Source organism: Brevibacillus fortis (genome assembly GCF_003013395.1).
In the GTDB taxonomy this organism is placed as follows: Bacteria; Bacillota; Bacilli; order Brevibacillales; family Brevibacillaceae; genus Brevibacillus; species Brevibacillus fortis.
In genome coordinates, this window is record NZ_PXZM01000059.1 from 1 (window position 1) to 24,304 (window position 24,304).

General features: G+C 49.2%; 29 protein-coding genes. 25 read left to right on the plus strand and 4 right to left on the minus strand.

Annotated features, from left to right (window positions below):
* Nucleotides 1–46: 46 nt before the first annotated feature.
* The gene (locus C7R93_RS28500; protein ID WP_244191684.1) at nt 47–1,999 is read right to left on the minus strand and encodes a methyl-accepting chemotaxis protein; all 1,953 of its coding nucleotides are present in this window, start codon (nt 1,997–1,999) and stop codon (nt 47–49) included.
* Nucleotides 2,000–2,329: 330 nt separating this feature from the next.
* On the opposite strand from C7R93_RS28500, the gene pstB reads away from it, so the two are divergent.
* The 5 genes from pstB (at nt 2,330) to C7R93_RS28525 (ending at nt 6,354) form a co-directional block, all read left to right on the plus strand.
* Nucleotides 2,330–3,082, plus strand: coding sequence for a phosphate ABC transporter ATP-binding protein PstB (gene pstB, locus C7R93_RS28505; RefSeq protein WP_012684227.1), 753 nt, complete (start codon nt 2,330–2,332; stop codon nt 3,080–3,082).
* 213 nt (nt 3,083–3,295) lie between these two features.
* Nucleotides 3,296–3,685 (plus strand): hypothetical protein, encoded by a 390-nt coding sequence (locus C7R93_RS28510; protein ID WP_106841954.1) that lies wholly within the window; start codon nt 3,296–3,298, stop codon nt 3,683–3,685.
* A gap of 27 nt (nt 3,686–3,712) precedes the next feature.
* Nucleotides 3,713–4,315 (plus strand): gluconate 2-dehydrogenase subunit 3 family protein, encoded by a 603-nt coding sequence (locus C7R93_RS28515; RefSeq protein WP_106841955.1) that lies wholly within the window; start codon nt 3,713–3,715, stop codon nt 4,313–4,315.
* A complete protein-coding gene (locus C7R93_RS28520) occupies nt 4,302–5,921 on the plus strand; it encodes a GMC family oxidoreductase (protein WP_106841956.1) in 1,620 nt (539 codons plus the stop codon). The genes C7R93_RS28515 and C7R93_RS28520 overlap by 14 nt, the downstream gene beginning before the upstream one ends.
* 97 nt (nt 5,922–6,018) lie before the next feature.
* Nucleotides 6,019–6,354, plus strand: coding sequence for an ArsR/SmtB family transcription factor (locus C7R93_RS28525; protein WP_106841957.1), 336 nt, complete (start codon nt 6,019–6,021; stop codon nt 6,352–6,354).
* A 21-nt stretch (nt 6,355–6,375) separates the two neighbouring features.
* On the opposite strand, the gene C7R93_RS28530 is transcribed toward C7R93_RS28525, so the two are convergent.
* The gene (locus tag C7R93_RS28530) at nt 6,376–6,627 is read right to left on the minus strand and encodes a glutaredoxin family protein (RefSeq protein WP_106841958.1); all 252 of its coding nucleotides are present in this window, start codon (nt 6,625–6,627) and stop codon (nt 6,376–6,378) included.
* 171 nt (nt 6,628–6,798) lie between these two features.
* Between C7R93_RS28530 and C7R93_RS28535 the strand changes: the two genes are divergently transcribed.
* The 14 genes from C7R93_RS28535 to C7R93_RS28605 all read left to right on the plus strand — a co-directional run bounded on the left by C7R93_RS28535 (nt 6,799) and on the right by C7R93_RS28605 (nt 19,075).
* Entirely contained in the window at nt 6,799–7,059 is a 261-nt protein-coding gene (locus C7R93_RS28535; RefSeq protein ID WP_106841959.1) for a gamma-type small acid-soluble spore protein, read from the plus strand.
* Between the two features lie 155 nt (nt 7,060–7,214).
* Complete coding sequence (gene acpS, locus C7R93_RS28540; RefSeq protein WP_106841960.1) at nt 7,215–7,601, plus strand: holo-ACP synthase; 387 nt, start codon at nt 7,215–7,217, stop codon at nt 7,599–7,601.
* A gap of 244 nt (nt 7,602–7,845) precedes the next feature.
* Nucleotides 7,846–8,883: an outer membrane lipoprotein-sorting protein gene (locus tag C7R93_RS28545; protein ID WP_106841961.1), complete on the plus strand. Its 1,038-nt coding sequence runs from the start codon at nt 7,846–7,848 to the stop codon at nt 8,881–8,883.
* A 579-nt stretch (nt 8,884–9,462) separates the two neighbouring features.
* Nucleotides 9,463–10,854 carry a coiled-coil domain-containing protein gene (locus tag C7R93_RS28555; protein ID WP_106841962.1) on the plus strand — a complete coding sequence of 464 codons (1,392 nt, stop codon included), beginning with the start codon at nt 9,463–9,465 and terminating at the stop codon, nt 10,852–10,854.
* A 184-nt stretch (nt 10,855–11,038) separates the two neighbouring features.
* Complete coding sequence (locus C7R93_RS28560; RefSeq protein ID WP_106841963.1) at nt 11,039–11,479, plus strand: hypothetical protein; 441 nt, start codon at nt 11,039–11,041, stop codon at nt 11,477–11,479.
* A gap of 2 nt (nt 11,480–11,481) precedes the next feature.
* Nucleotides 11,482–12,684, plus strand: coding sequence for an alanine racemase (alr, locus tag C7R93_RS28565; protein WP_106841964.1), 1,203 nt, complete (start codon nt 11,482–11,484; stop codon nt 12,682–12,684).
* Between the two features lie 231 nt (nt 12,685–12,915).
* On the plus strand, nt 12,916–13,215 hold the full coding sequence (locus tag C7R93_RS28570; RefSeq protein ID WP_016740787.1) for a CopG family ribbon-helix-helix protein: 300 nt from the start codon (nt 12,916–12,918) through the stop codon (nt 13,213–13,215).
* Nucleotides 13,216–13,218: 3 nt separating this feature from the next.
* Complete coding sequence (locus tag C7R93_RS28575; protein ID WP_005830205.1) at nt 13,219–13,569, plus strand: type II toxin-antitoxin system PemK/MazF family toxin; 351 nt, start codon at nt 13,219–13,221, stop codon at nt 13,567–13,569.
* Nucleotides 13,570–13,777: 208 nt separating this feature from the next.
* On the plus strand, nt 13,778–14,206 hold the full coding sequence (locus C7R93_RS28580; RefSeq protein ID WP_106841965.1) for an anti-sigma regulatory factor: 429 nt from the start codon (nt 13,778–13,780) through the stop codon (nt 14,204–14,206).
* A 5-nt stretch (nt 14,207–14,211) separates the two neighbouring features.
* The gene (locus C7R93_RS28585) at nt 14,212–15,213 is read left to right on the plus strand and encodes a PP2C family protein-serine/threonine phosphatase (protein WP_106841966.1); all 1,002 of its coding nucleotides are present in this window, start codon (nt 14,212–14,214) and stop codon (nt 15,211–15,213) included.
* 24 nt (nt 15,214–15,237) lie between these two features.
* Complete coding sequence (locus C7R93_RS28590; protein ID WP_106841967.1) at nt 15,238–15,564, plus strand: anti-sigma factor antagonist; 327 nt, start codon at nt 15,238–15,240, stop codon at nt 15,562–15,564.
* Complete coding sequence (gene rsbW / locus C7R93_RS28595) at nt 15,564–16,058, plus strand: anti-sigma B factor RsbW (protein ID WP_106841968.1); 495 nt, start codon at nt 15,564–15,566, stop codon at nt 16,056–16,058. The genes C7R93_RS28590 and rsbW overlap by 1 nt, the downstream gene beginning before the upstream one ends.
* Nucleotides 16,027–16,815: an RNA polymerase sigma factor SigB gene (gene sigB / locus C7R93_RS28600; RefSeq protein ID WP_106841969.1), complete on the plus strand. Its 789-nt coding sequence runs from the start codon at nt 16,027–16,029 to the stop codon at nt 16,813–16,815. Before rsbW ends, sigB begins: the two co-directional genes overlap by 32 nt.
* A gap of 97 nt (nt 16,816–16,912) precedes the next feature.
* Nucleotides 16,913–19,075, plus strand: coding sequence for a Tex family protein (locus C7R93_RS28605; RefSeq protein ID WP_106841970.1), 2,163 nt, complete (start codon nt 16,913–16,915; stop codon nt 19,073–19,075).
* 25 nt (nt 19,076–19,100) lie between these two features.
* Here C7R93_RS28605 and cmpA read toward each other — a convergent pair whose 3' ends face one another.
* Both cmpA and C7R93_RS28615 read right to left on the minus strand, forming a co-directional pair.
* On the minus strand, nt 19,101–19,223 hold the full coding sequence (gene cmpA / locus C7R93_RS28610) for a cortex morphogenetic protein CmpA (protein ID WP_012684250.1): 123 nt from the start codon (nt 19,221–19,223) through the stop codon (nt 19,101–19,103).
* 76 nt (nt 19,224–19,299) lie between these two features.
* On the minus strand, nt 19,300–19,638 hold the full coding sequence (locus tag C7R93_RS28615; RefSeq protein WP_106841971.1) for a hydrolase/acyltransferase: 339 nt from the start codon (nt 19,636–19,638) through the stop codon (nt 19,300–19,302).
* A gap of 197 nt (nt 19,639–19,835) precedes the next feature.
* Between C7R93_RS28615 and C7R93_RS28620 the strand changes: the two genes are divergently transcribed.
* From C7R93_RS28620 to tsaD, 6 genes are all read left to right on the plus strand, one after another.
* On the plus strand, nt 19,836–20,297 hold the full coding sequence (locus C7R93_RS28620; protein WP_106841972.1) for a SprT family protein: 462 nt from the start codon (nt 19,836–19,838) through the stop codon (nt 20,295–20,297).
* 98 nt (nt 20,298–20,395) lie between these two features.
* Entirely contained in the window at nt 20,396–21,412 is a 1,017-nt protein-coding gene (gene thiL / locus C7R93_RS28625; RefSeq protein WP_106841973.1) for a thiamine-phosphate kinase, read from the plus strand.
* A 5-nt stretch (nt 21,413–21,417) separates the two neighbouring features.
* A complete protein-coding gene (gene tsaE, locus C7R93_RS28630) occupies nt 21,418–21,888 on the plus strand; it encodes a tRNA (adenosine(37)-N6)-threonylcarbamoyltransferase complex ATPase subunit type 1 TsaE (RefSeq protein ID WP_106841976.1) in 471 nt (156 codons plus the stop codon).
* A complete protein-coding gene (tsaB, locus tag C7R93_RS28635; RefSeq protein WP_017246604.1) occupies nt 21,869–22,591 on the plus strand; it encodes a tRNA (adenosine(37)-N6)-threonylcarbamoyltransferase complex dimerization subunit type 1 TsaB in 723 nt (240 codons plus the stop codon). The genes tsaE and tsaB overlap by 20 nt, the downstream gene beginning before the upstream one ends.
* Nucleotides 22,592–22,595: 4 nt before the next feature.
* A complete protein-coding gene (rimI, locus tag C7R93_RS28640; protein ID WP_106841974.1) occupies nt 22,596–23,051 on the plus strand; it encodes a ribosomal protein S18-alanine N-acetyltransferase in 456 nt (151 codons plus the stop codon).
* Nucleotides 23,051–24,133, plus strand: a complete 1,083-nt coding sequence (gene tsaD, locus C7R93_RS28645) for a tRNA (adenosine(37)-N6)-threonylcarbamoyltransferase complex transferase subunit TsaD (protein ID WP_106841975.1) — start codon at nt 23,051–23,053, stop codon at nt 24,131–24,133. The genes rimI and tsaD overlap by 1 nt, the downstream gene beginning before the upstream one ends.
* Nucleotides 24,134–24,304 lie beyond the last annotated feature (171 nt).

Below are 24,304 nucleotides of genomic sequence, written 5' to 3' on the forward strand. Positions count from 1 at the left end.
CTGAAGGGGAGCATATCACATGTGCTTGCAGGAGGGCTTCTTCGTGTCATGATGAATGTCTTTGGAGAGAGGGACTGTCTTCCGCTCTGAAAAATTTGATCGCTTGCTCCAGATCCTCAACGATATCTGCCAAGCGCAGGGAGTCATCGAGAAATTGCTCTGATAAGGATAGACTTTCTTGATTGGCGGCCACGGCTTGCTGTGTACCTGATACTACCTGCTGTGCAGAGGCAGACAGATTGTCTACTCGCTGTGAAATAACCTGGCTCTGTGTCGAGATTGTTCCTGTGAGCACTCTGATCGATTCAAATTGCGCAGTCAACGCTTCGCTGAGCTGTATCGTATTGTGAAAGATAGAGGCTGCCTGGTGCAAGGTTTGAATGCCATTTACAGTAGCGTGATCGGTCGTTTGCAAGCAGGCGGCTACGTGCTCCATTCGTTCTTCCCCTGATACAATTACCTTTTGAATACGGGCCGATGCCTCTTCAGTCTGGTCGGATAACAAGCGGATTTCGTCTGCTACGACGCTGAAGCCGATCCCGGCTTGTCCAGCCCTGGAAGCCTCGATTCGGGCATTGAAGGACAATAGCTTAGTTCGTTTCGAGATTGCGGAAATCAGACCGAGCATTTCGTTGATATCACTCATGCTCTCTCGCATGGAGGACATGGCATGCAGCGAAGCTTTCATATCTTCTGAGATACTGTGCATATTTTCTTTGAGCAAATCAATGGAGGTTGCTGCCTTGGCATTTTGCTGACGTGATTCCTGGCTTTGTACGATTGCTTGTTCCATTGAGTCTGTGATCCGAGACATTTCCTGCGTGATGTCGGCCATTGTAGCGTGGATATCATCGATCTGCTCCTGCTGGTTGTCCATTTCTTGGGCAAGCCGCTCTGTTACGGATACGACTTCTGACTGCATGGCGTGAGAATGGCGGGAGCCTTTCCCTACATGATCGGCTACTTGTTTGACGTCTGCGATGACGTACTGGATTTTACCGATGATCGTCCGGATTTGTTCACTCATTCGATTGAAGCTGTCGGCCAGCTGGCGAATTTCATCATTGCTATGTACGTGCATGGTTTGCAGGAGATCGCCCTCGCTAAAGGCGGACATTTTTTGTTGTGCTTCCTTAATCGGCTTGATGATTCGGCGTACGTACACATACAGCATCAGTGCGAGTGCAGCGAGTCCGACGAGTGAGACGGCCAAAATGGTTAGCTGCAGGCGACGTACTTCTTGCTTTACCTCGGATACCGACTGTACGACGATCACACCCCATTTGAGGGAGGGGTCAAATTGATAGGCGGCAAAAGAGTCCACCTCATTGATCCTGCTCGGTTCGTAGCCAGATTGACCAGCGATGATGTTTTGGACGATCGCAAGCTCTGTGAGAAGGGGGCGCTGCAACGCATAGGATTGATCGGGATGAGCGACCAGCTTGCCTTGTTGATCAACGATCATGGCATATCCGGTTTCCCCTAGCTTAATTTGACCGATTGATTCGCTCAGCTTCGGGACTGAGACAAATGCCACGACGACGCCTACGGGCTCCTCGTCTTCATTGCGCAAAGGGAGGGAGACGGCGATCTTTGGAAACTCCGTCTCGGAAAACTGGAAGACATCTGAGACAAAAACCCCCTGCTGTGGTTGATTCAATGCCCCCTCATACCAGTCCATTTTTCGCGGATCGTAGGAACTGTCGAGGGGTGATCCAGGAAAGGTCAAGTACCGTCCGTCTGTAGTGACGATCTGTAATTCGGAAATCGTAGGATTGCTTGCAGACATATCTGTAAAAATGCCAAATATCTGGCTGTTGGTGACCTTACTGTTTTTATAAGTGGAAGCAAATGATTGCAAGGCGGTCACGATGTCATAGACCCTGCTATGTACTTTCTGTAGAGCTGCACCCGATGCCTCATGTAATTGCTGCTTTGTTTTTTCATTAAGTGTGGCTTCGGACTGATAGCTGATGAAGAAAGCGGCGATTGCCATCATGCAGACTACCATCCCCATAATGCCTGCGAACAACCTAGTGAAAATTGAACGATAATGAAACGACGAGTGACCCCATAGTTTTCTTATGTCTGGCATTAATTGTTCTCCCCTTATTCGTCAAAACGTTCAGCTTTATTGTAGGGGGTACCTAGGGGAGCGTATATGCTTTACCGGCAACATTTACCATAACTTAATGTAAGATGACCTATGTAAAAAGTCCTAAGAAAAAATCTTTATCGAAACTTAATAAACATCATACGGAAACCTAACATTGGTGCGCTATAGTGGGGAAGTAAAAGGACGTAACAACCACGAAGGAGCGAAGACCGTATGAGCGTTATTTCGGTGAGAGAGTTGAATCTCTTCTACGGTAATAAGCAAGCCCTCTATCATATAAATCTGGATGTAGAGTCTGACTCTATTACAGCCTTAATCGGCCCGTCAGGCTGCGGTAAGTCTACATTTTTACGGACGTTGAATCGTATGAACGATTCTGTACCGAATACCAAAATAACGGGAACGGTAAAAGTGTTCGACGAGGATATTTATAGCTCTCGTGTAGAAGTCGAGCGACTTCGCAAAAATATCGGCATGGTGTTTCAACATCCGAATCCATTTCCGAAGAGCATCTATGACAACATCACATACGGGCCGAGACTCCATGGCATGAACGATCGTAACAAGCTGGACGAGTTGGTAGAGACAAGCCTCAAGGCAGCGGCCCTTTGGGATGAAGTGAAGGATGTGCTGAAAAAGCCAGCAACAGGGCTTTCCGGTGGACAGCAGCAACGCCTCTGTATCGCGCGGGCACTCGCGGTACAGCCACAGATCATTTTGATGGATGAGCCAACCTCTGCCCTTGACCCGATTTCTACAGCCAAAATCGAAGAGCTGCTGGAAGAGCTGAAGAACCGTTATACGATTGTAATCGTGACGCACAACATGCAGCAGGCAGCACGTATTTCCGATAAGACTGCGTTTTTCTTGAATGGTGAGCTAGTCGAGTTTGACAGTACCCCGACGATCTTCCAAAATCCTCGTGACAAAAGAACAGAGGATTACATTACCGGACGTTTCGGATAATTCAATAGGCATGATGGTAGGAGAGCGGACTTTTCGAGGTCCGTTCTTTTTGGTTTGGTCTATTTTTCATAGGAAAGGAAACGCCTCGCCTGCTGGCTGATAGTCAGCAGGCTTTTTTCTATTCATTAAGTGGCTTGCAGTAAAACAAACAGAATAGGACCAGACGCGGACGGAAAAAATAGGCGCATCGTACGTAAAAAGGAGGATGTTTCCATGTGGCATGGCTGGCCGATCGAACGCGTGCTGATTCTTTTTGCTGGACTGGCCTTTGTCCTGATTGCGGTTCAGGTCACACTTTTTCACGCCAGACAAAACTTCCGACATTGGGCAATGTGGATTCCCGTACTTGAGCTTCCTGTATTTGCGGTGACTGCTATTGTTTTATCGTTTGTGAATGCGGGGTGGCTGCGTTGGGTGTTTGCCTTGATGATGGTTGTCGGCATGGCTGGCGGCGTGTACGGAGCTTATTTGCATACGGTCGGAGTTGGGCAGCGTGTGGGAGGTTATTCGCAAGGTCAAAATTTTCTCGTCGGTCCTCCTGTAATTCTTCCTTTACTGATCACGGCTATTGCAGCATTGGGGCTTCTTGCGCTGTTTTGGTAAAAAACGTTATGGAAGGGGTGAGAGGACATGGAGAAGACTGGACGTTACCCATCCTATGATGTTTGGGACCAGCATACAGAGTGGGATGCTCACACCAGGAAAGTGGTAGGGGCCAGACGAATGCCCGCGATGGCCAATCAATTTTTTACGAAGAAGGAATCCTTGCTCTTACAGACAGTCGTAGGCGTATTGGTCAATGATCACCGCCTGGAGGTGCTGACCTTTGTGGTGGAGCATCTGGATGATACGACGGCTAGTAATATTGGCGAGTCGCAGCGAAAGGTTGGAGTTCCACCCAAAAAAGAGCTCTACCGCTCGGGCCTGGAAGGGATTGATGCGGAGAGTCATGCCGCTTATGGAGCTGACTTTGTTGCGTTGAAGCTAGACCAGCAGGAGGCCGTTCTTCAGCATGTCGCGAATGGGGGCATCCAAAACCATGAGCCGTGGACAGACTTCGCTTCTGTCGATTTTTTTAAGCGGTTGCTGCACGACACAGTTAGTGCGTACTATTCACATCCGTTGGTTTGGTCGGATATCGGCTATGGCGGCCCGGCTTATCCGCGAGGCTATGTACGGGTGGAAAAAGGATTGACGGACCCATGGGAGGCGAAAGCAAATGACGAGTCATGACCATCGTACGATTACTCATCGCCCCACTCCCGTGGATCAAAGAAAATACGCCGATGACGCAGATGTATGCATCGTAGGTGCTGGAGCGGCAGGGGGCGTACTGGCTTACGAGCTGGCAAAGGCCGGGTTGCGTGTTGTCGTTCTGGAAGCAGGGCCGTTTTGGGACCCGCAACACGATTTTGCAAGTGATGAGCTGTCGATGCGCAGATTGGCCTGGCAGGAAACAAGGCTGGTAGCAGGAAATGACCCCCTGCGTTTGGGATATAACAACTCAGGACGCGGAATTGGGGGAGGCACCGTGCATTTTACGGGGGTGTTCCTTCGTTTCCACGAGAGTGATTTTAAGACAAAGAGCGTAGACGGCGTAGGGGAAGACTGGCCGATTACGTATCAGGACCTTGCCCCGTATTACGACAAGATTGAACGTGAGATTGCCGTATCAGGTCCGAATCATTTTCCGTGGGGTTCCTTTCAAGGCCCGTATCCTTACCCCGTTCGGGAGCCCATCAGTGCCAATGCCCAGTTGTTCCGGGAAGGGTGCGAGAAGCTGGGGATCGAGAGTGTGGTCGCCCCTCTGGCGATCTTATCTGCTCCTTTTGATGGACGTCCCCCCTGTATCAATCGTGGCTTTTGCAATCAAGGGTGCATGCCGAATGCCAAATACAGCGGGTTGATTCATCATATTCCCAAAGCGATAGGGGAGGGGGCAGAGGTACTTTCTGACTGCATGGTGACGGAAATTTTGATGGCTGGCGACCGGGTTAGTGGCGTGTTGTTCAACCATAATGGTTTGACGCACAGGCAAATGGCTCGTGTGGTTATTTTGGCCGGGTTTGTAGTGGAGACTCCCAGATTGCTGCTCAGTTCGGCAAATGCTCAGTTTCCCGAAGGGCTGGCGAATTCGAGTGGATGGGTAGGAAAAGCAATTATGCCCCACTCCAGCCATGATGTATACGGAAGACTCCCAGAGGAAGTTCGATTGTACAAAGGAACACCTGTCCTTGCCTTGACCCAGCATTTTTATGAGACGGACCGGGAACGGGGTTTTGCCCGCGGATATACGTTGAGTGCACATGGAGCACGTCCGGTCGGGATGGCGGCTGCCATATCTGCCGAGAGGGAAGACGGCTCGTATTTATGGGGAAAACAGCTTCGAGAGACCATGCTGGATTACAATAGGTATGCGCGGGTCACCTTGGTAGGGGAAGTGCTCCCTCATCCAGATAACAGGGTGACGCTCTCAGGGGAAAAAGATGAATACGGAATGCCGATTCCTACGGTAACGTTCAGTTATCAGGAAAACGACAAACAGCTGTACAAGCATGCGATTGAGCAAATGAACCGGATTATAGAAGCGATGGGGGGACAGCCGGAGCATGTGGTGTCTGATACCGCGCATCTCATGGGGGGCTGCCGGATGGGGAATGACAGGGAAACCTCTGTTGTGAATGAATATGGGCAGTCACATGACATACCCAATCTTTTCATAGCGGGTGCTTCTACGTTCGTTACCTCGAGCGGAAGCAACCCGACAAATACAGTCATGGCGCTGGCTGCGCGCACTGCAGACAAGATCATTGAGGCGATGAAAAAGCAAGATGTATAAGCAGGGTTCACATAACTTTTGCGTTCCTATCTTCCCCATCATATAAGCCATATAGTATACTGATAAACAGATATGTAAGGCAAAGGTGGGTATCCTTATGGAAATGGATTTGATGCAGGTACTGTTTTTGTCAGAGACTTATAAGCTACTTGGTGACAAGACGCGCTTGACGATCATGGCTCTCCTGCAAGTACAGTCCTTATGTGTCCGTGATCTCGTAGAAATTTTGCAAACTTCCCAGCCTTCTGTTTCCCAGCACTTGGCTAAACTAAAAACTCATGGTTTGGTCAAAGAGCGCCGGAAGGGACCATGGGTATATTACTCCGTTAATACGGAATGCAGTCCTGAAGTGAAGCAAATTTTGTCTAACTTGCCGGACATGTCGCCAATCGTCAAACAAAAATCAGCCGCAAGTGAACCTTCATTTGGCTGATCAGTCGTAAAAAGCGTTGGATCAATTGAGATCCAACGCTTTTTTTAGTTCTTCCTTGTCAAATCCATGGATGACAATTTGCTCGCCGTTTTCCTTTTCAATGTAGGTGACGGGTGTCATGCTGGCACCTAGCTGAATGGCTTCCTGAAAATAAGCTTCGTTCTGACGGATGTCTCTGTCCTCGAATGCCACATTGTTTGAAGTCAGCCACATTTTTTCTTCCTGACAAGGACCGCAAGTGACTTGGGTATAGATGATGACCTTATGAGCCATATAGAATTGCTCCTTTCACAAGCAAGAGTAGAAGCCTTGCACTTCCAATATGCCTGAATGGTCGCAACAAAGCAAGTGCATCCACAATACGATTTGGAAAAAAAAGGATGGATACACAAGTAGGGGGCGGTACAAATTATATTCAGTGACGTCGAGGAGGTGAATGGAACGATGCCTAAACAAAACAGACAAGCTGGTATGAGCCAAGCGAACCAAGCTAGCCAAGCAGCTAACACTGCGACTGAATTCGCAAGTGAAACAAACGCAACAGAGGTTCGTCGTCAGAACCAACAATCCGCTCAACAATCTGCACAAAGCGCTGCTTCCCAAAACGCAGCGACTGAATTCGCAAGTGAAACAAACGTTGCGGAAGTTCGCCGTCAAAACCAACAATCGGCTTCGCAACAATCTTCTGGCCAAGCTACTGAGTAGTAGCCAGCGGACAAAGACCCTCGCTATTTGCGGGGGTTTTCTTATTTTTACGTAAAGTCTATGCGCTGAATGTGATTTCTATCCTCGCACTTGCAAAAGCGTGGAAGTGGATGATACTGTGATTCGTAAATCAGCCCACTAGGAGGCATTTGCTCATGATCATTGGAACAGGCGTAGACATTGTGGAAATAGAGCGCATCGCTACTTTGATAAAAAGACAAGAGAGTGCGATCAAACGCTTTTTGACCACAGATGAACAGCAGCTCCTGCAAGGAAAAGCAGATACGAGACAGGCGGAAATGATTGCAGGCAGATTTGCTGCCAAGGAAGCGGGAGCAAAGGCTCTTGGCACAGGCATTGGTGCTGTAGTCAGCTTTTTGGATATGGAAATCCTCCCGAATCATGCGGGCAAGCCGGTCATGACCATAAAGAACGAGGTGTACAGCAAACTTGATCTGGACCCAGCTCGCGTGCATATTCATGTGAGCATTTCACATAGCCAGACGCATGCCATTGCGCAAGTAATTGTAGAAGAAAGATAAACTTGTCTGCATATTGGGACGAGGATGGACATACATTTATATCGCGTAGATCAGGAGGGACTACCTGCTCTTACACAGGAAGGCTAAGTCTGTAGCCGATCCAAGCGATATATCGCCAACTTCGTATCCATTCGCAACCATTGACACGATGTGCGCTGCATAGGCGAGAGACTGACAGATTTCCCAGGAAATAGACAGGGATGCCCTTCTTTGTCGAAAATATTGACAAGGAGGAGTTCATTGAATGAAACGGGTAGCTTTACCACTGGTGTTATTGTTGGTTTTCACCCTGTTCCTCGGCGGTTGTTTCGGTCAGAAAACACCAGAAGATGTGGTGAGCGACCTGAACGGTACGCTGGGAAAAATGTCTGGGTACAAGTCTCAGGCTGTTTTGACCATGCAGACAGGCTCTACCCCCATGGAGTACGATGTTCAGGTCTGGTATGAAAAGCCAACCAACTATCGGGTAGCTCTCACCTCGAAGCAGCGTGGCATTACACAAATCATCTTGAGAAACAATGAAGGCGTCTTTGTACTGACCCCGCATCTGAACAAGAGCTTCCGTTTCCAAAGTGGCTGGCCTGAGAACAACGGACCGTTGTATCTATACGAAACGCTGGCCAAGAGCATTATCGATGACACTGAGAGACAAATGAAGATGGAAGAAAAACAGTATGTGTTTGAAGTGAAAGCGAACTACAGCGGCAATCGTTCTTTGACCAAGCAAAAAATTTGGCTGACAGAAGATTTCAAACCTACGCACGCCGAAATTATGGATGCTAGCATGAATCCGCTCGTACGGATTGATTTCACTGATTTTTCGTTCAACCCTATGTTTGACAAAGACGCTTTTGACAAAGAGCGCAACATGACAACGAGCTCGTTAGCAACGATCCCAACAATGGCCCAAACAAATGGACAGGTCGTGAAACAGCCGAACAGCCAATTCGGTGTCATTGTCCCTACGTATACGCCTGAAGGGGTTACGCAAGGAGATATCGAGCCAGTTACTCGTGATGGGGAGAGAAAAGTCATCTTGACCTACAAAGGGGCCTACAACTACAAAGTAATTGAAGGACGTCCGACAGCAGCATCTGTGTCGTATGAACAAGGGATGCCTGTAAACCTCGGCTTTACGGTTGGGGTGCTTGCGCAGACAGGTGAAAATCAGCGGCTTCTGACATGGGAGCTCGACGGCATCGAATATACAATCGCAGGAGATCTTCCAGAGGAAGAAATGGTGAATGTCGCACAGTCGACATATGGTCTCAGCGCGAAATAAAAGTGTGGGAGAGGGGACGGTGAATGCCGTCCTCTTTTGCTGTCTTCTGGGAGAGGGTGCGGTGGAGGGGAAGAAGCGCATTTCCAGTCTACGCTTCGGCCTACGCCCTGCTGTGAGTGGGACTGGGTCGGGCTCCAGAGGCGCTTGGACTGGAAATGCACTTCTTCCCAAGCGGCTTTGTTCTACTATTTGAGAAGAACTCCGTCCATTTAGACTAATTAGGATGAAAAGCTGGCGAAAAGAAAAAGCACAGGGCTCGCAGACCTTGACAACGCCTACCCAGTCGGAACTTCAAAAAGAGGACCACGCTTGTCGAACACTTCTTCCTTGAGAAACGTCCGCCCGTAGGGTGGCTTTGGCTCGACGGTCCTCTTTTTGAAGTGGAGACGGACAGTCAATCACCCACGCTGGCGTGTCAGAGTCGAAGAGAGCTGTGCTTTTTCTTTTCCTCCACTACTCCTCGATTTTCCCTCAAGTTTTCCTTTTTTCTCAAAAGGGAATCTAAAAATATCCATGTACACTTGGTCTTGTACCAAAGAGGCAGCACACACCACTAGCAAATGAAAGGGTTGAGTGTATATGTTTAGCAAAGCGAAAATGGGAATGCTGATGGGAACGATGGCAGTGGTTCTGAGTCTGGGTAGCATAGGCGGAGCAATGGCAGCCGATTCAGCACAAACAACCTTATTGAATAAACCGACAGAAGTAAAATTCAAAACAGGCAAGATGGGCCACCACGGTGGAGTAGGCTTTAAAGAAAACTTCAAAGAAAATACAGAGCTGCTTTCGCTGTTGAAGCTGGATGCTGACAAGCTGAAAGAAGAGCTTGCGGCAGGGAAAACACTCGCAGCGATTGCACAAGCCCAAGGAGTCGACACTGCCGATGTCGTGGAACTTCTGGTTGAACAGCAAGAGGCCCAACTGAAGGAAGCAGTAGCAGCAGGCAAGATGAAGCAGGAGCAGGCAGATAAGCTGTCTGAAAATCTGAGCGATCGCGTAAAAGAACAGGTAGAAAACACGAAACCGGATAAAGGCTTCGGCAAAGGTGGCTTCATCGGTGGCTTCGAGAAAAACGAAGAACTGCTGTCCCTTTTGAAACTGGATGCCGCTAAATTCCAAGAACAACTGAAAGCGGACAAATCGCTGGCTGCTATCGCAGAAGCTCAAGGCGTATCTGTGGATGATCTGGTGGCTTTGTTGGTAAAACAACAGGAAACCAAGCTAAAAGAGGCGGTAGCGGCAGGCAAGCTCACGCAGGAGCAAGCCGACAAGATGAATGAAAATGCGAGCGAACGGGTAAAAGAAATGGTGCAAAACACGCATCAAGGACGTGGACCGGGTAAAGGAATGGGCTTCGAGAAAAATAATGAAGAACTGCTGTCCCTCCTCAAGCTGGATGCAGACAAACTGAAGGAAGAGCAAAAAGCAGGGAAATCGCTGGCTACCATCGCAGAAGCGCAAGGTGTATCCTTGGATGATCTGGTAGCGCTTTTGGTCAAACAACAAGAGGCCAATCTGAAAGAGGCGGTAACCGCCGGGAAGCTGACACAGGAACAAGCCGACAAAATGAATAAGAATGCCAGCGAACGGGTAAAAGAAATGGTGCAAAACACGCATCAAGGACGTGGACCGGGTAAAGGAATGGGCTTCGAGAAAAATAATGAAGAACTGCTGTCCCTCCTCAAGCTGGATGCAGACAAACTGAAGGAAGAGCAAAAAGCAGGGAAATCGTTGGCAACCATCGCCAAGGAGCAGGGCGTAGAAGTGGATGACGTCATCGAGCTCTTGGTAGGTCAGCAAGAAGCCAAGCTGAAAGAAGCAGTAAAGGCAGGAAAGCTCACACAGGAGCAAGCAGACAAACGCAGCGAGGAATTGACAGCGATGGTGCAAAAGATGGTGGATGGCAGCTTTGAAAAAGTCGTTTTCCCAAGACATGACAAAGAGAAAAAAGACAAGAAGGAAACGATGTAGAAAAAACAGCAGGTGGGAGCTGATCCCATCTGCTTTTCTATTTTCTCAGGATTGGTCGATGTGGGACGATTTGTACATAAAAACCAACGCGCGAATGAGGTGAGGGGACAATCCGCGAATTGACACACAGCGGGAAAACACGATACATTCAGAGTAACTTATTGAATGAGGTGGCATGCTTTACATGAAGAAACCGTCTAACGAAGTTTTGTACGAGGAAGCATCGACCTACAAAGACATGCTCCTGCGAAAAAGCTGGAAAATGCGTATTAACGAGACTGTCATGTTTGTGCTGGGGATGATGATTCTCTCTCAATTTTTCCCGAGCAATGACACGAGATTCAAGGTGCTTGTTTTCGCTATTGCCATTGCTGTAGTTGGATTGTCTCCGTTTCTGTACAAATCGATTTTTCGTCCAGTGTACAAGTTGACCAAGACCCACCTGATTATATCCATGTCAGGACAGGAAAAGAGCTACCCGCTGTCTGAAGTCGAGCAAATTTATGAAGGCCGTCATTTTTATCGTGTAGGCGGCAAAAAGGAATCACTGATGGTTTCCAGGCAATTTCTCAGCCATTTAAATGAGCGCTTGTTTTACTATAAAAAAGGGAACAAGAGGAGATAGGAATGAAATCGTTTTGTCGTGACACTTGGGTAGAGGTTGATCTGGAGGCCATCCGGGCAAACCTTCAGACATTCAGACGCCATTTGCCAGAAAAAACGGGTATTATGGCTGTTGTGAAAGCAGACGGGTATGGCCATGGCGCTGTCCATGTCGGAAAAGAAGCGTTGGCGAGCGGTGCGGATTCACTTGCAGTTGCATTGCTCGATGAGGCGCTTGTTTTGCGGAGGGCAGGGATCACAGCGCCGATTTTGGTGCTGGGTTACACACCTGTCGAATCCATCGTCACCGCAAGCGAGCTGGAAGTGGAGTTAACCGCTTACAGCGTCGAATGGATCACGAATGCGAACGACATTCTTCAGAAAAACAATCACAAACCTGTCGGGATTCATGTGAAGACCGACACGGGCATGGGGCGTTTGGGCGTTCGGACAAAGGAAGATCTGCTTGCGGTTGTAGGTGCCCTTGAAGAATGCTCGAAGCTTAAGTGGACAGGCATTTTTACGCATTTTGCCTGCGCGGATGAACCAGATACAACCCATGTGCGACGACAACACGACTTGTTTCAATCCTTTTTGCAAGCACTGCGTGAAGCAAATAAAACATTGCCGACGGTTCATTGCTGCAATACGGCTGCGGCTATCGCATTTCCCGATTGGGGGTATGATACGATTCGTTTAGGCATAGGTTTATACGGATTGTATCCTTCTTTGTACATGAAAGAACGTGCGGATGTCATTCTTGCCCCCGCCTTGGCGCTAAAGACCAGAATTGCCCACGTAAAGAAGGCAGATGAGCCATTCACAGTCAGCTATGGTGCTACCTATGCAGCACAGCCTGCCGAGTGGATCGCAACACTGCCGATCGGATACGCAGATGGCTACTCTCGCCTTTTATCCAATCGTGGTGAGGTGTTGTACAATGGATCTCGCTACCCGATTGCAGGCAGAGTTTGCATGGACCAAATCATGGTCAGCCTGAAATCGACAGAAGCAGAGGTCAATGATGAGGTCGTCTTGTATGGTAAGCAGGGTGATGAGGAAATCTCCTTGGATGAAATTGCCGATTTGCTGGGAACAATCAATTACGAGGTTCCTTGTATGCTAAATTACCGAATTCCGCGCCTCTATTTGCGCGACCAGAAAGTAACGGACGTATTTCACCCATTGACGATGAAATACTCGTCCTATGAAAATGTAAATAACTAGCAAGGAAAATCAGCAGGAATTTTCCCGTGGAACACGAATACTAGTTAAGCGAAAAAGCTGGCTTTTTTGGGTAAACGAAGTCTTCACCTACACCTTTGGATTGTTTACACTCACGTTTTCTCACCGAAAAAGCGCACAGTAGGTATATTTTTGCAATGGATTCGACATAATGTGTATTGTTCATACTGGCTGTTCTTTCTAGAACCAGCATAGCGGATGGAAGTTACGGTCATGGTTGGAGGTGGATTTGTCTTGTCGAAGTCAAACACGAAACGCATCATGATCAGCTTGCCACAACACTTGCTTCAGGAAGTGGATGGCGTTATTCAAAAGGAAAAATCCAATCGCAGCGAGTTTATTCGTCAAGCGATGCATTTGTATTTAAAAGAGCGTAAAAAACGTACTATCCGTGAGACCATGCAAAAAGGGTACATGGAGATGGCGAAGATTAATCTGAATATGGCATCGGAGGCTTTTGGCGCTGAACAAGAGGCTGACCATACTCTTGTCCGCTTAGTTAGCGGGGTGTGACTGGTGATTGTCAAACGTGGCGATGTATTTTTCGCGGACCTGTCCCCGGTCGTTGGCTCTGAGCAAGGAGGCGTACGGCCTGTTTTAGTCATTCAAAACGACATTGGAAATCGATTTAGTCCGACGGTCATCGTCGCAGCCATTACGGCGCAGATTCAAAAGGCGAAGCTGCCTACGCATGTGGAAATTGACGCAAAAACTTATGGATTTGATCGTGACTCCGTTATTCTGTTGGAACAAATACGAACCATTGACAAACAACGTCTAACTGATAAAATTACGCATCTCGATGACGAGATGATGGATCGGGTTAATGAATCCTTGCAAATCAGTTTAGGACTCATTGATTTTTAACGTGTGAAAGAAGATCAGACTATTTGATAGGAAAAGCCACTTGAGTGAAGCAAGTGGTTTTTTGCTGTCAGATTTGCAGGGATTTTATAGGTGCACAGCGAACTGTTCGAAAAGAGAATAAAAGACAAAATGCGACACAATATGCTTTATTTTTCAAGGTAGAGAAAAAACTCAATTCTACCTACCAAGCGAGGCGGAAGGGGTTTTTTTGGTTGTGGCAGACTTTTCTCCTGAGACAATCAATATAGAACAAGAATCAGACATCGTGACGGCGCGACAAGTGGGGCGAAACATGTCGAAGCAGTTTGGCTTTGGTACGATCACGCAGTCCCGCATCGCCACGTCAATCTCTGAATTGGCTCGCAACATTTATTTGTATGCGGGTACGGGGACGATCACCATTTCGCCGATTGAGCGCGAAGGAATGATCGGCTTGCAAATAACAGCGAATGACAGCGGTCCAGGGATTCCTGATATTCGCCAGGCGTTAGATGATGGCTATTCGACTTCGGGTGCCCTTGGGGCCGGATTGCCGGGTGTTAGGCGCATGATGGATGAATTTGAGATCCACAGTACCCTGGGGGAAGGGACACGTGTCGTTGTTGTAAAGTGGAGCGATCAAGCAAAGGAGGAATGAGATAGATGGTAACCCGGAGCTTCCAAGAAGAGTATGTAAAAATTCTTCGGGATTACCTGAGTGCTCAAGGGGAGGACCAGCTATACGGAGCCCAGCAGTTGGGCAAATGGATGCTTTCTCGAGATATTTCGCCAGAAGAAATAACAGATTTGCATGCGCGAGCGCTTGAGCAGCTCGGGGAAGTTCCAGAGTTTGTGCGCTCCTCCTTCTCCATTTTGACAGAGGTCATGATTGAATATGGGAACGAGCACCGATCCGTAAACAGCTGGCGAAACAGGCATCAGCAAATGGAATCAGAGATAGCCGTGGCGAAAGCGATGCAGCAATCACTTTTGCCAAGTGAGGTTCCAGTCTATCCAGAGCTGGAGATTGGCGTAGTGAGTATTGCTGCGAAACAAATCTCGGGTGACTATTACGACTTCATTGGGCAAAATGAAGGGCGTTTTGGCGTCGCCATCGCAGACATTACCGGAAAAGGAATGCCTGCTGCGATGTGTATGTCGATGGTGAAATATGCGATAGACAGCCTTGGACAAATGGAGCTAGGTCCTGATGAAATGCTGCACCATTTAAACCGGATTGTGGGAAGAAATATTGATCCGAGCATGTTTGTGACGATGCTGTTTGGCAGTTACGACTCGAAGGAGCACTGTTTCCGTTACGCGACGGCAGGGCACGAGCCAGGATTTTTGTACAGGTCGGCCGAAGGGAAGTTTTACGATCTCGAGGGGCGAGGAAATGCACTCGGTTTATGCCCAAACAGTGAATACGAGGTTCAGGAGATTCGTTTAGAAATAAATGATGTTCTGATTCTTCTGACGGATGGTGTAACAGAATGCAAAAATAACCGATATTATTTGCAAAGGGAAGAGCTTGTACACCATTTGCAAAAAGAGGTGGGCGAATCTGCCCAGAAGATGGCAAACGGCCTGTACAATAGACTTCTTCTGCTCTCCCAGTTTGACCTGCTGGATGATTACACCATGATTGTACTTCGAAGAACCTAAGCAACGTACGGGGGGTAGACGCAGATGGACCTGCTAATTCAGACAACGAGCCTTGAAACAGAGCACCGAGTGGTCCTTGGTGGAGATATTGATGCTTTTACAGCACCGAAAGTAAAGGAAACACTCATGTCACTCGTCACCAAGCCGGATATCAATCGCATTACGGTTGATTTGGAAGCAGTAGAATATATGGATAGTACCGGAATCGGAATTTTCATCGGGATTATGAAAGAGTGCATCCAACGAAATCGTACATTTGAGGTGCACAAATTGTCTCCGCGTGTGGAAAGGCTATTTCGCATCACTGGCTTATACGATCATATTGCCATCCGCAAAGGAGAGAGCGAGTAATGGGTCCAAATCGACCTCAGGCAGACGTGATTCAATTGACTTTGCCAAGCCAGGCGGAGTATTTGGGAGTAGCGCGTCTGACTGTATCCGGTGTAGCCAACCGTATGGGCTTTTCTTATGAAGAGATTGAGGATATCAAGCTTGCCGTCGGAGAAGCATGCACGAATGTAGTAAGACATGCATACAAGGAAACAGAGAATCCTGGCTCCATTCATATCCAATGCCACGTTTATGAAGATCGATTGGTGATCGAGGTAGGCGATCATGGCGTTGGATTTTCAAACGAGCTCATTGCTGAGCAACTGACGCCGATTTATGCAGGGAAAAGCCTTGAGGATTTGGATGAGGGCGGGCTCGGACTCTATCTCATCCACACGCTTATGGATGAAGTGGAGATTCGCTCTGAATCAGGAGTAGTAGTCTCCATGACCAAGTATGTTCGGCAGGATGGGGTGGCTGGCAATGACTGGACAATCTCGGAAGCAGAAATATAGTCCAGAGGAGTTAAAGGAGCTCATCCACCTGTATGGTGAAACAAAAGATCCTGCGATACAGGAACAGCTGGTGAGGGCCTATACTCCTCTTGTGGAATCGTTAGCGAAGAAGTTCGTTCGCGGACAAGTCATGTATGAAGACCTCGTGCAAGTCGGATTAATCGGCCTGCTTGCTTCCTTTCGTCGGTTCGATCCTAGTTTTGAGCGGACATTTGAGAGCTTTGCGATCCCGACCATTGTGGGTGAGATAAAGCGCTATATTCGGGACAAGACATGGAGTGTCTATGTTCCGCGCAGAGTAAAGGAGCTGAGCCCGAAGATTAAACGGGTGGTCGACGAGCTCACGATCAAGCTACAGCGTTCTCCCCAAATTGCGGACATTGCCAGCAGCCTCGGCGTTACAGAGGAAGCGATTCTGGAAACATTGGAGATGGGGCGCAGCTATCATTCCCTTTCCATGGACAGCGAGCTGGAAGCGGATCTGGACGGCAACACCATTTCTTTACTCGACCTAGTTGGGACGACGGAAGAAGGATACGGAGCAGTCGAGCAGAATCTGATGCTGGAGCGGGCCCTGCAAATTTTGGATCATCGTGAAAAAGAAATCATTCAATTAACTTTTTATCAAAATTTGAGTCAGAAGCAAGCGGGGGACATCATGGGCATGTCGCAGATGCATATTTCCCGCCTTCAGCGCAGGGCGTTGGGCAAGCTGAGAGAAGCATTGAAAGTAGAACAGCTGGAAACCGTGACGTAGAGGGGCCAAGTGGCTCCTCTTTTTTCTTCCCTTTTTCCAGTCCTTGTTAGCAAATGTGGTACAATAAACGACGAAGAATGAGCGCAGGAGGACAGGTATGGAGCTTACGTTGATGATCCAGACAATCGCCCAAGATACGGGTGTCAAACCTCACCAGGTGGAGCGTACGGTTGGCCTCCTGGATGAAGGAAACACGGTTCCTTTTATTGCCCGCTACCGCAAAGAAATGACGGGGCAGCTAGATGAAACACAAATTCGAGCGATTGAGGAACGCGTTCGCTATTTACGCAACCTGTCAGTGCGGAAGGAAGAAGTCGTTCGGCTCATCGATGAGCAAGGCAAGCTAACGGACGAACTGCGCACAGCTATTGAGCGTGCGACCAAGCTGCAAGAGGTAGAGGACTTGTACCGCCCTTACCGTCAAAAACGCCGCACGCGTGCAACCATGGCCAAGGAGAAGGGACTAGAGCCACTTGCCAACTACTTCATGAGCTTACCGAAAACCGGGAATCCGGAAGAAGAAGCAAAACCATATATCAACCCGGAAAAAGGCGTCGAGACGACGGAGCAAGCTTTGCAAGGAGCAATGGACATCGTGGCGGAACTTCTATCTGATGATCCAGAAATTCGCCAGTGGGTTCGTCAACGCTCCGTGCAAAAAGGATTGCTTCTAACGGAGCAGAAGGCCGAAGAAGCGGACGAGAAAAATGTATACCAAATGTATTACGCATATAGTGAGCCTCTGAAAAAGGTCGTTCCACATCGGGTACTGGCCATCAATCGAGGAGAAAACGAAGGCATTTTGAAGGTTTCTATTGAAGCGCCTGTCGCAGAAATTTTGGCTTGGATAATAAAACGCACAATTCCTCGTGATACAGTGGCTCGCGATCTGCTGACACTGACAGTCGAGGACGCGTATAAGCGTCTGATTGCACCTTCTATTGAACGAGAGGTTCGCGCCGAGTTGACAGAGGCCGCCGAGGAACGTGCTATTCACATCTTTGCAGAAAACCTGCGCAATCTGCTGCTTCAACCGCCTGTAAAAGGCAAAGTCGTACTTGGGGTAGATCCGGCGTTTCGGACAGGCTGTAAGCTCGCCGTTGTAGACGAAACCGGCAAACTGCTGGAGGTTGCAGTCGTTTATCCGACCCCTCCGGCCAATAAAGTGGCGGAAGCTACAGTGAAAGTGAAGCAGTTAATCGAAACGTATGGGGTTACGGTTGTGGCGATTGGGAACGGTACTGCTTCGCGCGAGACAGAACAGTTCATTGCCACGCTACTGAAAGAGCTGAAGCGAGAGGTCATGTACATCATTGTGAACGAGGCAGGTGCCTCTGTGTATTCCGCATCCACTCTGGCCAAGGAAGAATTTCCGGACCTGGATGTAGCAGAGCGAAGTGCGGCTTCGATCGCGCGCCGTTTGCAGGACCCACTCGCTGAGTTGGTTAAAATCGATCCGAAATCAGTCGGGGTTGGTCAGTACCAGCACGATGTTTCCCAGTCGAGGCTGGCAGACAGTCTGCAATTCGTGGTTGAGTCTGCCGTAAACCATGTCGGGGTAGATGTGAATACCGCATCACCTTCTCTTTTGCAGTATGTATCAGGGATCAGCCGTCAAGTGGCGGGGAATATCGTGAAAAAACGGGACGAGATCGGGAAGTTCACGGAGCGCTCCCAGCTAAAGGCGGTTCCGCGCTTGGGCGCTAAAACGTATGAGCAGTGTATCGGGTTTCTGCGCGTGATGGAGGGTGCGAATCCACTGGACAAAACGCCGATTCATCCGGAATCGTACGATGCGACTCACCAGCTATTGTCGATGCTGGGCATTAACGCTCATGAGATCGGTAGCGAGGACTGCAAGGAACGCATACAGTCTTTGGATGTAAAAGAGACCGCTGCGAAGCTCGGGATTGGCGAGCCAACGCTGCAAGACATTGTGGACAGCCTCTTGCGTCCAGGGCGCGACCCGCGTGACGAGCTACCAAAACCACTCTTGCGAAGCGATGTCCTCCAGCTGTCTGATCTGAGTGTGGGCTTGAAGCTGCAAGGAACGGTACGCAACGTTGTCGACTTCGGAGCGTTTGTGGATATCGGCCTGAAAAACGACGGTCTCGTGCACATTTCCCGTTTGAAGAAGGGCTTTGTCAAACATCCATTGGAAGTGGTGACAGTTGGCGATATCGTAGATGTATGGGTAGTAGAAATTGACGAGAAGCGTCAGCGTGTAGGGATGACCATGATCGCACCAACGGAAGGATAAGAATGAACTAAAAGGCGGCCTCCTGTCAGTCAGGGCGGCCGCCATTTTTTTCTAAGTATAAGAACCAGCAACTGTTGAGCACACGAATTTGGCGAACGTCCTTCCCATTAAAGGCACGTTGCAACTGCCTGCGCATCCATTGTGGCATGAAGGTACCTCCTGGAGATATTCGTCTATAGGCAATGTATGCGCCGAGACGAGCAGGAGGTGCCTAGAATTTTCATTTACTCTTCTTCATCGTGCAAATACTCCAATTGGGCTTGCAGGGCACGGATCTCTGTCAATAAAGAGATGAGCGGATACTCTGTCTCTTGTAGGGCAGCGAAGCGGCGCTCCAGACCACTGACGTACTCCAAACCATCCACGATCGAAAGTCCGCTCTCTAACCGCTCCACATCCGCACAGTCTGCCAGAACTGTAGGCAATTCCGGACGTTCTGTGATCGTCAATTTGTCAATTTCCTTGTAAAGTCGTTTGAGTAGAGCAATCAATTGGTACATATGTGATTCGGGCAGCGAGACAAACTGTAGCCCGTCACGGGTCTGCAACAACAAGTAACGCATGAACTCCTCCACCATTCTGTCTAAATGACCGTTTATTTGTGAAAAACGTCTCGACGCTTTTCATTAAACAGGATATGACCGCATGCGGTCAGCAAATAAACGCTCACAACCGTTTATTTGCACTCAGTGTAGCCTATCTGTCTGGCACTTTTCAACTGGAACTGCTATGGTGAAATGAAGGAAGCGGAGGAGATGAGATGACCGATTCGGAACTGCAAATGCTGGTAGAGCAGATATCCAGCGAATTTTTTGCCAAGCCCTTTCGCCATCAGGCCCGCTTTAACAGCAGATTGCGCACGACTGGCGGAAGGTATTTGCTGCGCTCGCATGATATTGAACTGAATCCGAAGCATTTGCAGGAGCATGGTGTAGAGGAATTGATTGCGATCATCAAGCATGAGCTTTGCCATTATCATTTGCACATAGAAAAGCGCGGATATCGCCACGCTGATCAGGATTTTCAACTGCTTCTGCGTCAGGTGGGAGGAAGCCGATACTGCCAACAGGTAGGAAACGGTCGGACGACTCTGCCTTATCGCTACGAGCTGGTTTGCCAGGCATGTGGCATGAGCTACAAACGCAAGCGTAAGATGAACCCAAGCCGCTATCGTTGCGGACGCTGCAAAGGAAAGCTGCTGTTGCGGGAGTTAACGACGTAAAGCGTCAGAGGCGGTTAGCTTTCTTGCGCGTCTTTTGACAGCAGGGGTATAATGAACAGACGAAAAATGTTTTCCGCGAAGGAAAAGGAGCGTTTGAAGTGGCACACGACGAATTTTCCCTGATCCGGCAATGGACGAGTCGTTCTGCGGGGCAGGAAGGGAACGGTTTAACCGTCGGGATAGGGGATGATGCCGCTGTCTTCTCCCCAGCGCCAGAAATGGAAGTCGTGGCTTGTTGCGATGCCATGGTGGAGACGGTTCATTTTTTGAAGAAAACGATGAATCCTAGTGATATCGGATATAAGGCTGTTATCAGCAATGTGAGCGATGTTGCAGCGATGGGCGGGATTGCCCGGTATGCGCTTGTCAGTATCGCGGTAAGTCCGCAATGGACGCCTGACGAATGCCAGCAAATCTATGAAGGAATTTACGAGGCTTGTCAGGCATACGGAGTTCGTGTCATTGGTGGCGATACCGTTTCTGCGCCTGATGCCCTACACCTGAGTGTCACTGTACTGGGCGAGGTGGAAAAAGGGAGTGCCATTCGTCGTTCACAGGCTAAGCCTGGGCAGCTTGTTTTTGTTACAGGGCATGTCGGAACTTCTGCAGCAGGACTACATCTTCTCTTGCAAGGCGAGACTGCTGAAAGGGGCGTATCTTTACCTTGGAAGACATTGATGGATGCCCATCAGCGTCCCGTTGCCCAAATAAAGGCGGGCAGACTGCTGCTGGAATCAGGGGCATGCAGTGCGTTGAATGATGTAAGTGATGGACTTGCATCAGAGCTATGGGAGCTTGCCGAGGCGAGTGACGTATCCATTTTGGTCGATGCTGCAACGGTACCTATCCATGACGAAGTTCGGGAGTATGCACGGCACGTAGAGAAAGATCCGTTGGAGTGGGCTTTTTATGGCGGTGAAGATTATCAATTGGTCGGAACGCTAGCGAAAAGTCACTTCGAAGCCGTAAGCAAACAATTTGCCGCTAATGGTGTACCGTTTACTGTCATCGGTGAGGTGGTAGGAAAAAGCCAAGAGGCAAAATTGATGCTTCAGCGCGATGATCAACAGCTCCCGTTGCCCAAAGCGGGATTCAACCATTTTAGGAGTGGATGAAAGAAATGAGCTATACATGGAGGCTCACGGGAGCGCAGGAGACGCAGCGCTTTGCCGAGCAACTGGCAGGTCTGCTTGAACCAGGTGACTTCCTTGCGATGGAGGGAGATCTGGGGGCGGGTAAGACGACTTTTACCCAGGGGTTGGCCAAAGGACTAGAAGTTCGACAAGTAGTGAACAGTCCGACCTTTACCATCATAAAAGAATATCAGGGGCGCTTGCCGCTTTATCATATGGATGTCTACCGGGTAGGCGATGATCCAGACTCTCTTGGTCTGGACGATTACTTTTTTGGAGAAGGTGTCTGTGTCGTAGAGTGGGCCTCTTTGATTGAGGATGTCCTGCCGACAGATCGGATGACCGTCTTCCTGCGTAGAGAAGGGGAGGAACAGCGGATAATCGAGCTGGTTCCTCAAGGCAATCGTTATGTGAAATTGTGTGAGGAGTTTGATTTTGATGCGCGTATTGGCGATTGATACATCGAATCTGGTGCTAAGTGTAGCTGTGGTAGAGGAAGAGCGGGTCTTGGCAGAGATGACGACGAACCAGCAAAAAAACCATTCCGTGCGTCTGATGGACTGCGTCAGTGAACTACTCGATGCAACAGGAACAGCGCCAGAGGAACTCAGCGGTTTTGGGGTGGCAAACGGACCGGGCTCCTACACAGGCGTGAGAATCGGCGTTGCCTCTGCGAAAAGCATGGCTTGGTCACTGAATGTGCCAGTCATTGGTGTATCCAGTCTGGAGGTAATTGCCATGAATGCCACAGGCTTTTCTGGACTGATTGTACCGCTGTTCGATGCGCGCAGAGGTCAAGTGTATACCGGCTGTTATCGTTCCCATGGCATGGAGGCGGTGCGAGCGCAGTCCACAGAACAAATCATACTGTTGCGAGAATGGTTGCCACTGTTGCGAGACTTGGCACAAGGTGAGCCGATCTTGTTCCTGGGTGAAGATGTGAGGCTGCATCGGGAGACGATTGTGCAAGAGCTCGGGAATCAAGCGCAATTTGCTTCCCCAGCTTTCAATCACCCGCGCGCTGCCCATATCGGCTATGTGGCACTGCGCAAGCTTCAAGACGGTGGAAATGCGCATGAACTGGTTCCGGAGTATTTGCAACTGGCAGAAGCAGAAGCAAAGTGGCTTGCCCAAAAGCAGGCGGGGGCCGTAAAGGAGTAAAAGCATGAGTCAACCAATCGATTTGGAATATCGTTATATGACGATGCAGGACGTTGGGGCTGTGGCAGAGCTGGAGCGCTTAGCTTTTACAACTCCATGGCCGCACGATGCATTTGTCAACGAGCTGACGAGAAATCCAAATGCACGCTATGTAGTCGTCGTTCACCAAAATCGGGTTATCGCTTACTGCGGCATGTGGATTGTGATCGATGAGGCACATATTACAAATATCGCCGTCCATCCCTTATATCGTGGAAAGAAGGTTGGATTGGCACTGATGATCAAAATGATGGGTGTTGCCAAAATGCAGGGTGCCCATAGCATGACGCTGGAAGTTCGACCTTCGAACACAGCCGCGCGGAACATGTATATCAAGCTCGGCTTTAAAGAGCATGGACGGCGCAAGGGATATTATTCGGATAACAATGAGGACGCAATCATTATGTGGGTGACATTGTAATGAACAAAACGTATACGTCGCGCTACGAGAAGCGCATACAGCAAAAATACGAAGCACATAGGGAATCAGGTGCTCCTACTTATATTTTAGGAATTGAAACAAGCTGCGACGAGACATCGGCTGCTGTCATCCGTGATGGCCGAGAGGTACTGTCGAACGTCATCGCTTCCCAAGCCGATATCCATAAAAGGTTTGGCGGAGTCGTGCCGGAGGTGGCTTCTCGCAGACATGTAGAGAATATTACGCTTACCATCGAAGAGGCTCTGATTGAGGCTGGGAAAACGTTGGATGACATCCAGGCAATTGCGGTGACGTACGGGCCTGGGCTTGTCGGAGCCCTGTTAGTTGGCGTCGCAGCAGCAAAAGCCATTTCCATGGCCAGGGGTATCCCGCTGATTGGCGTCCATCATATCGCGGGCCATATTTACGCGAATCGTCTTGTGCAAGAAATGGAGTTTCCGCTGATCGCACTCGTCGTATCAGGCGGGCATACGGAGCTTGTCTGGATGAAGGAGCACGGTCAGTTCGAAATTTTGGGGGAAACGCGGGACGACGCCGCAGGAGAAGCGTACGACAAGGTAGCACGAGCGCTGAATTTGCCGTATCCAGGCGGACCTCATATTGATCGCCTCGCACATGAAGGGGAGGCAAATGTACCGCTCCCTCGTTCATGGCTGGAGCCACATTCCTACGACTTCAGCTTCAGCGGCTTAAAGTCAGCCGTACTCAATACCTTGCACAATGCAGCACAACGAGGAGAGACGATCGAACCTGCGAATCTGGCTGCGAGCTTCCAAGACTCTGTAACAGAGGTGCTGGTAGAAAAGACGATTCGTGCAGCCGGTTCTCATGGAGCGAAGCAGGTATTGCTGGCTGGCGGTGTTGCGGCGAATCGCGGATTGCGGGATCGGTTGCAGGCAAGGTGCGAGGCAGAAGGAATACCGTTGGTGATTCCACCGTTTACGCTATGTACGGACAACGCTGCGATGATTGCGGCAGCGGGCTTCATCAAGTATGAAAAAGGACAGTTTGAGGGGCTTGATTTAAACGGCGTACCAAGCTTGTCGCTTTCTGAGCAATAGCATATATGAATGGGTGAAAAGCATCTCTGAAGTTGGATTAGAGATGCTTTTTGTTTGTGTTTAAACGAGCGGCTGTAGTGGGGGAAGAAGCGCATTTCCAGTCTACGCTTCGGCCTACGCCCTGCAAGGGGGTAGACTGTCCGCTCCGGATTGAATGCACTGACCCCTGTC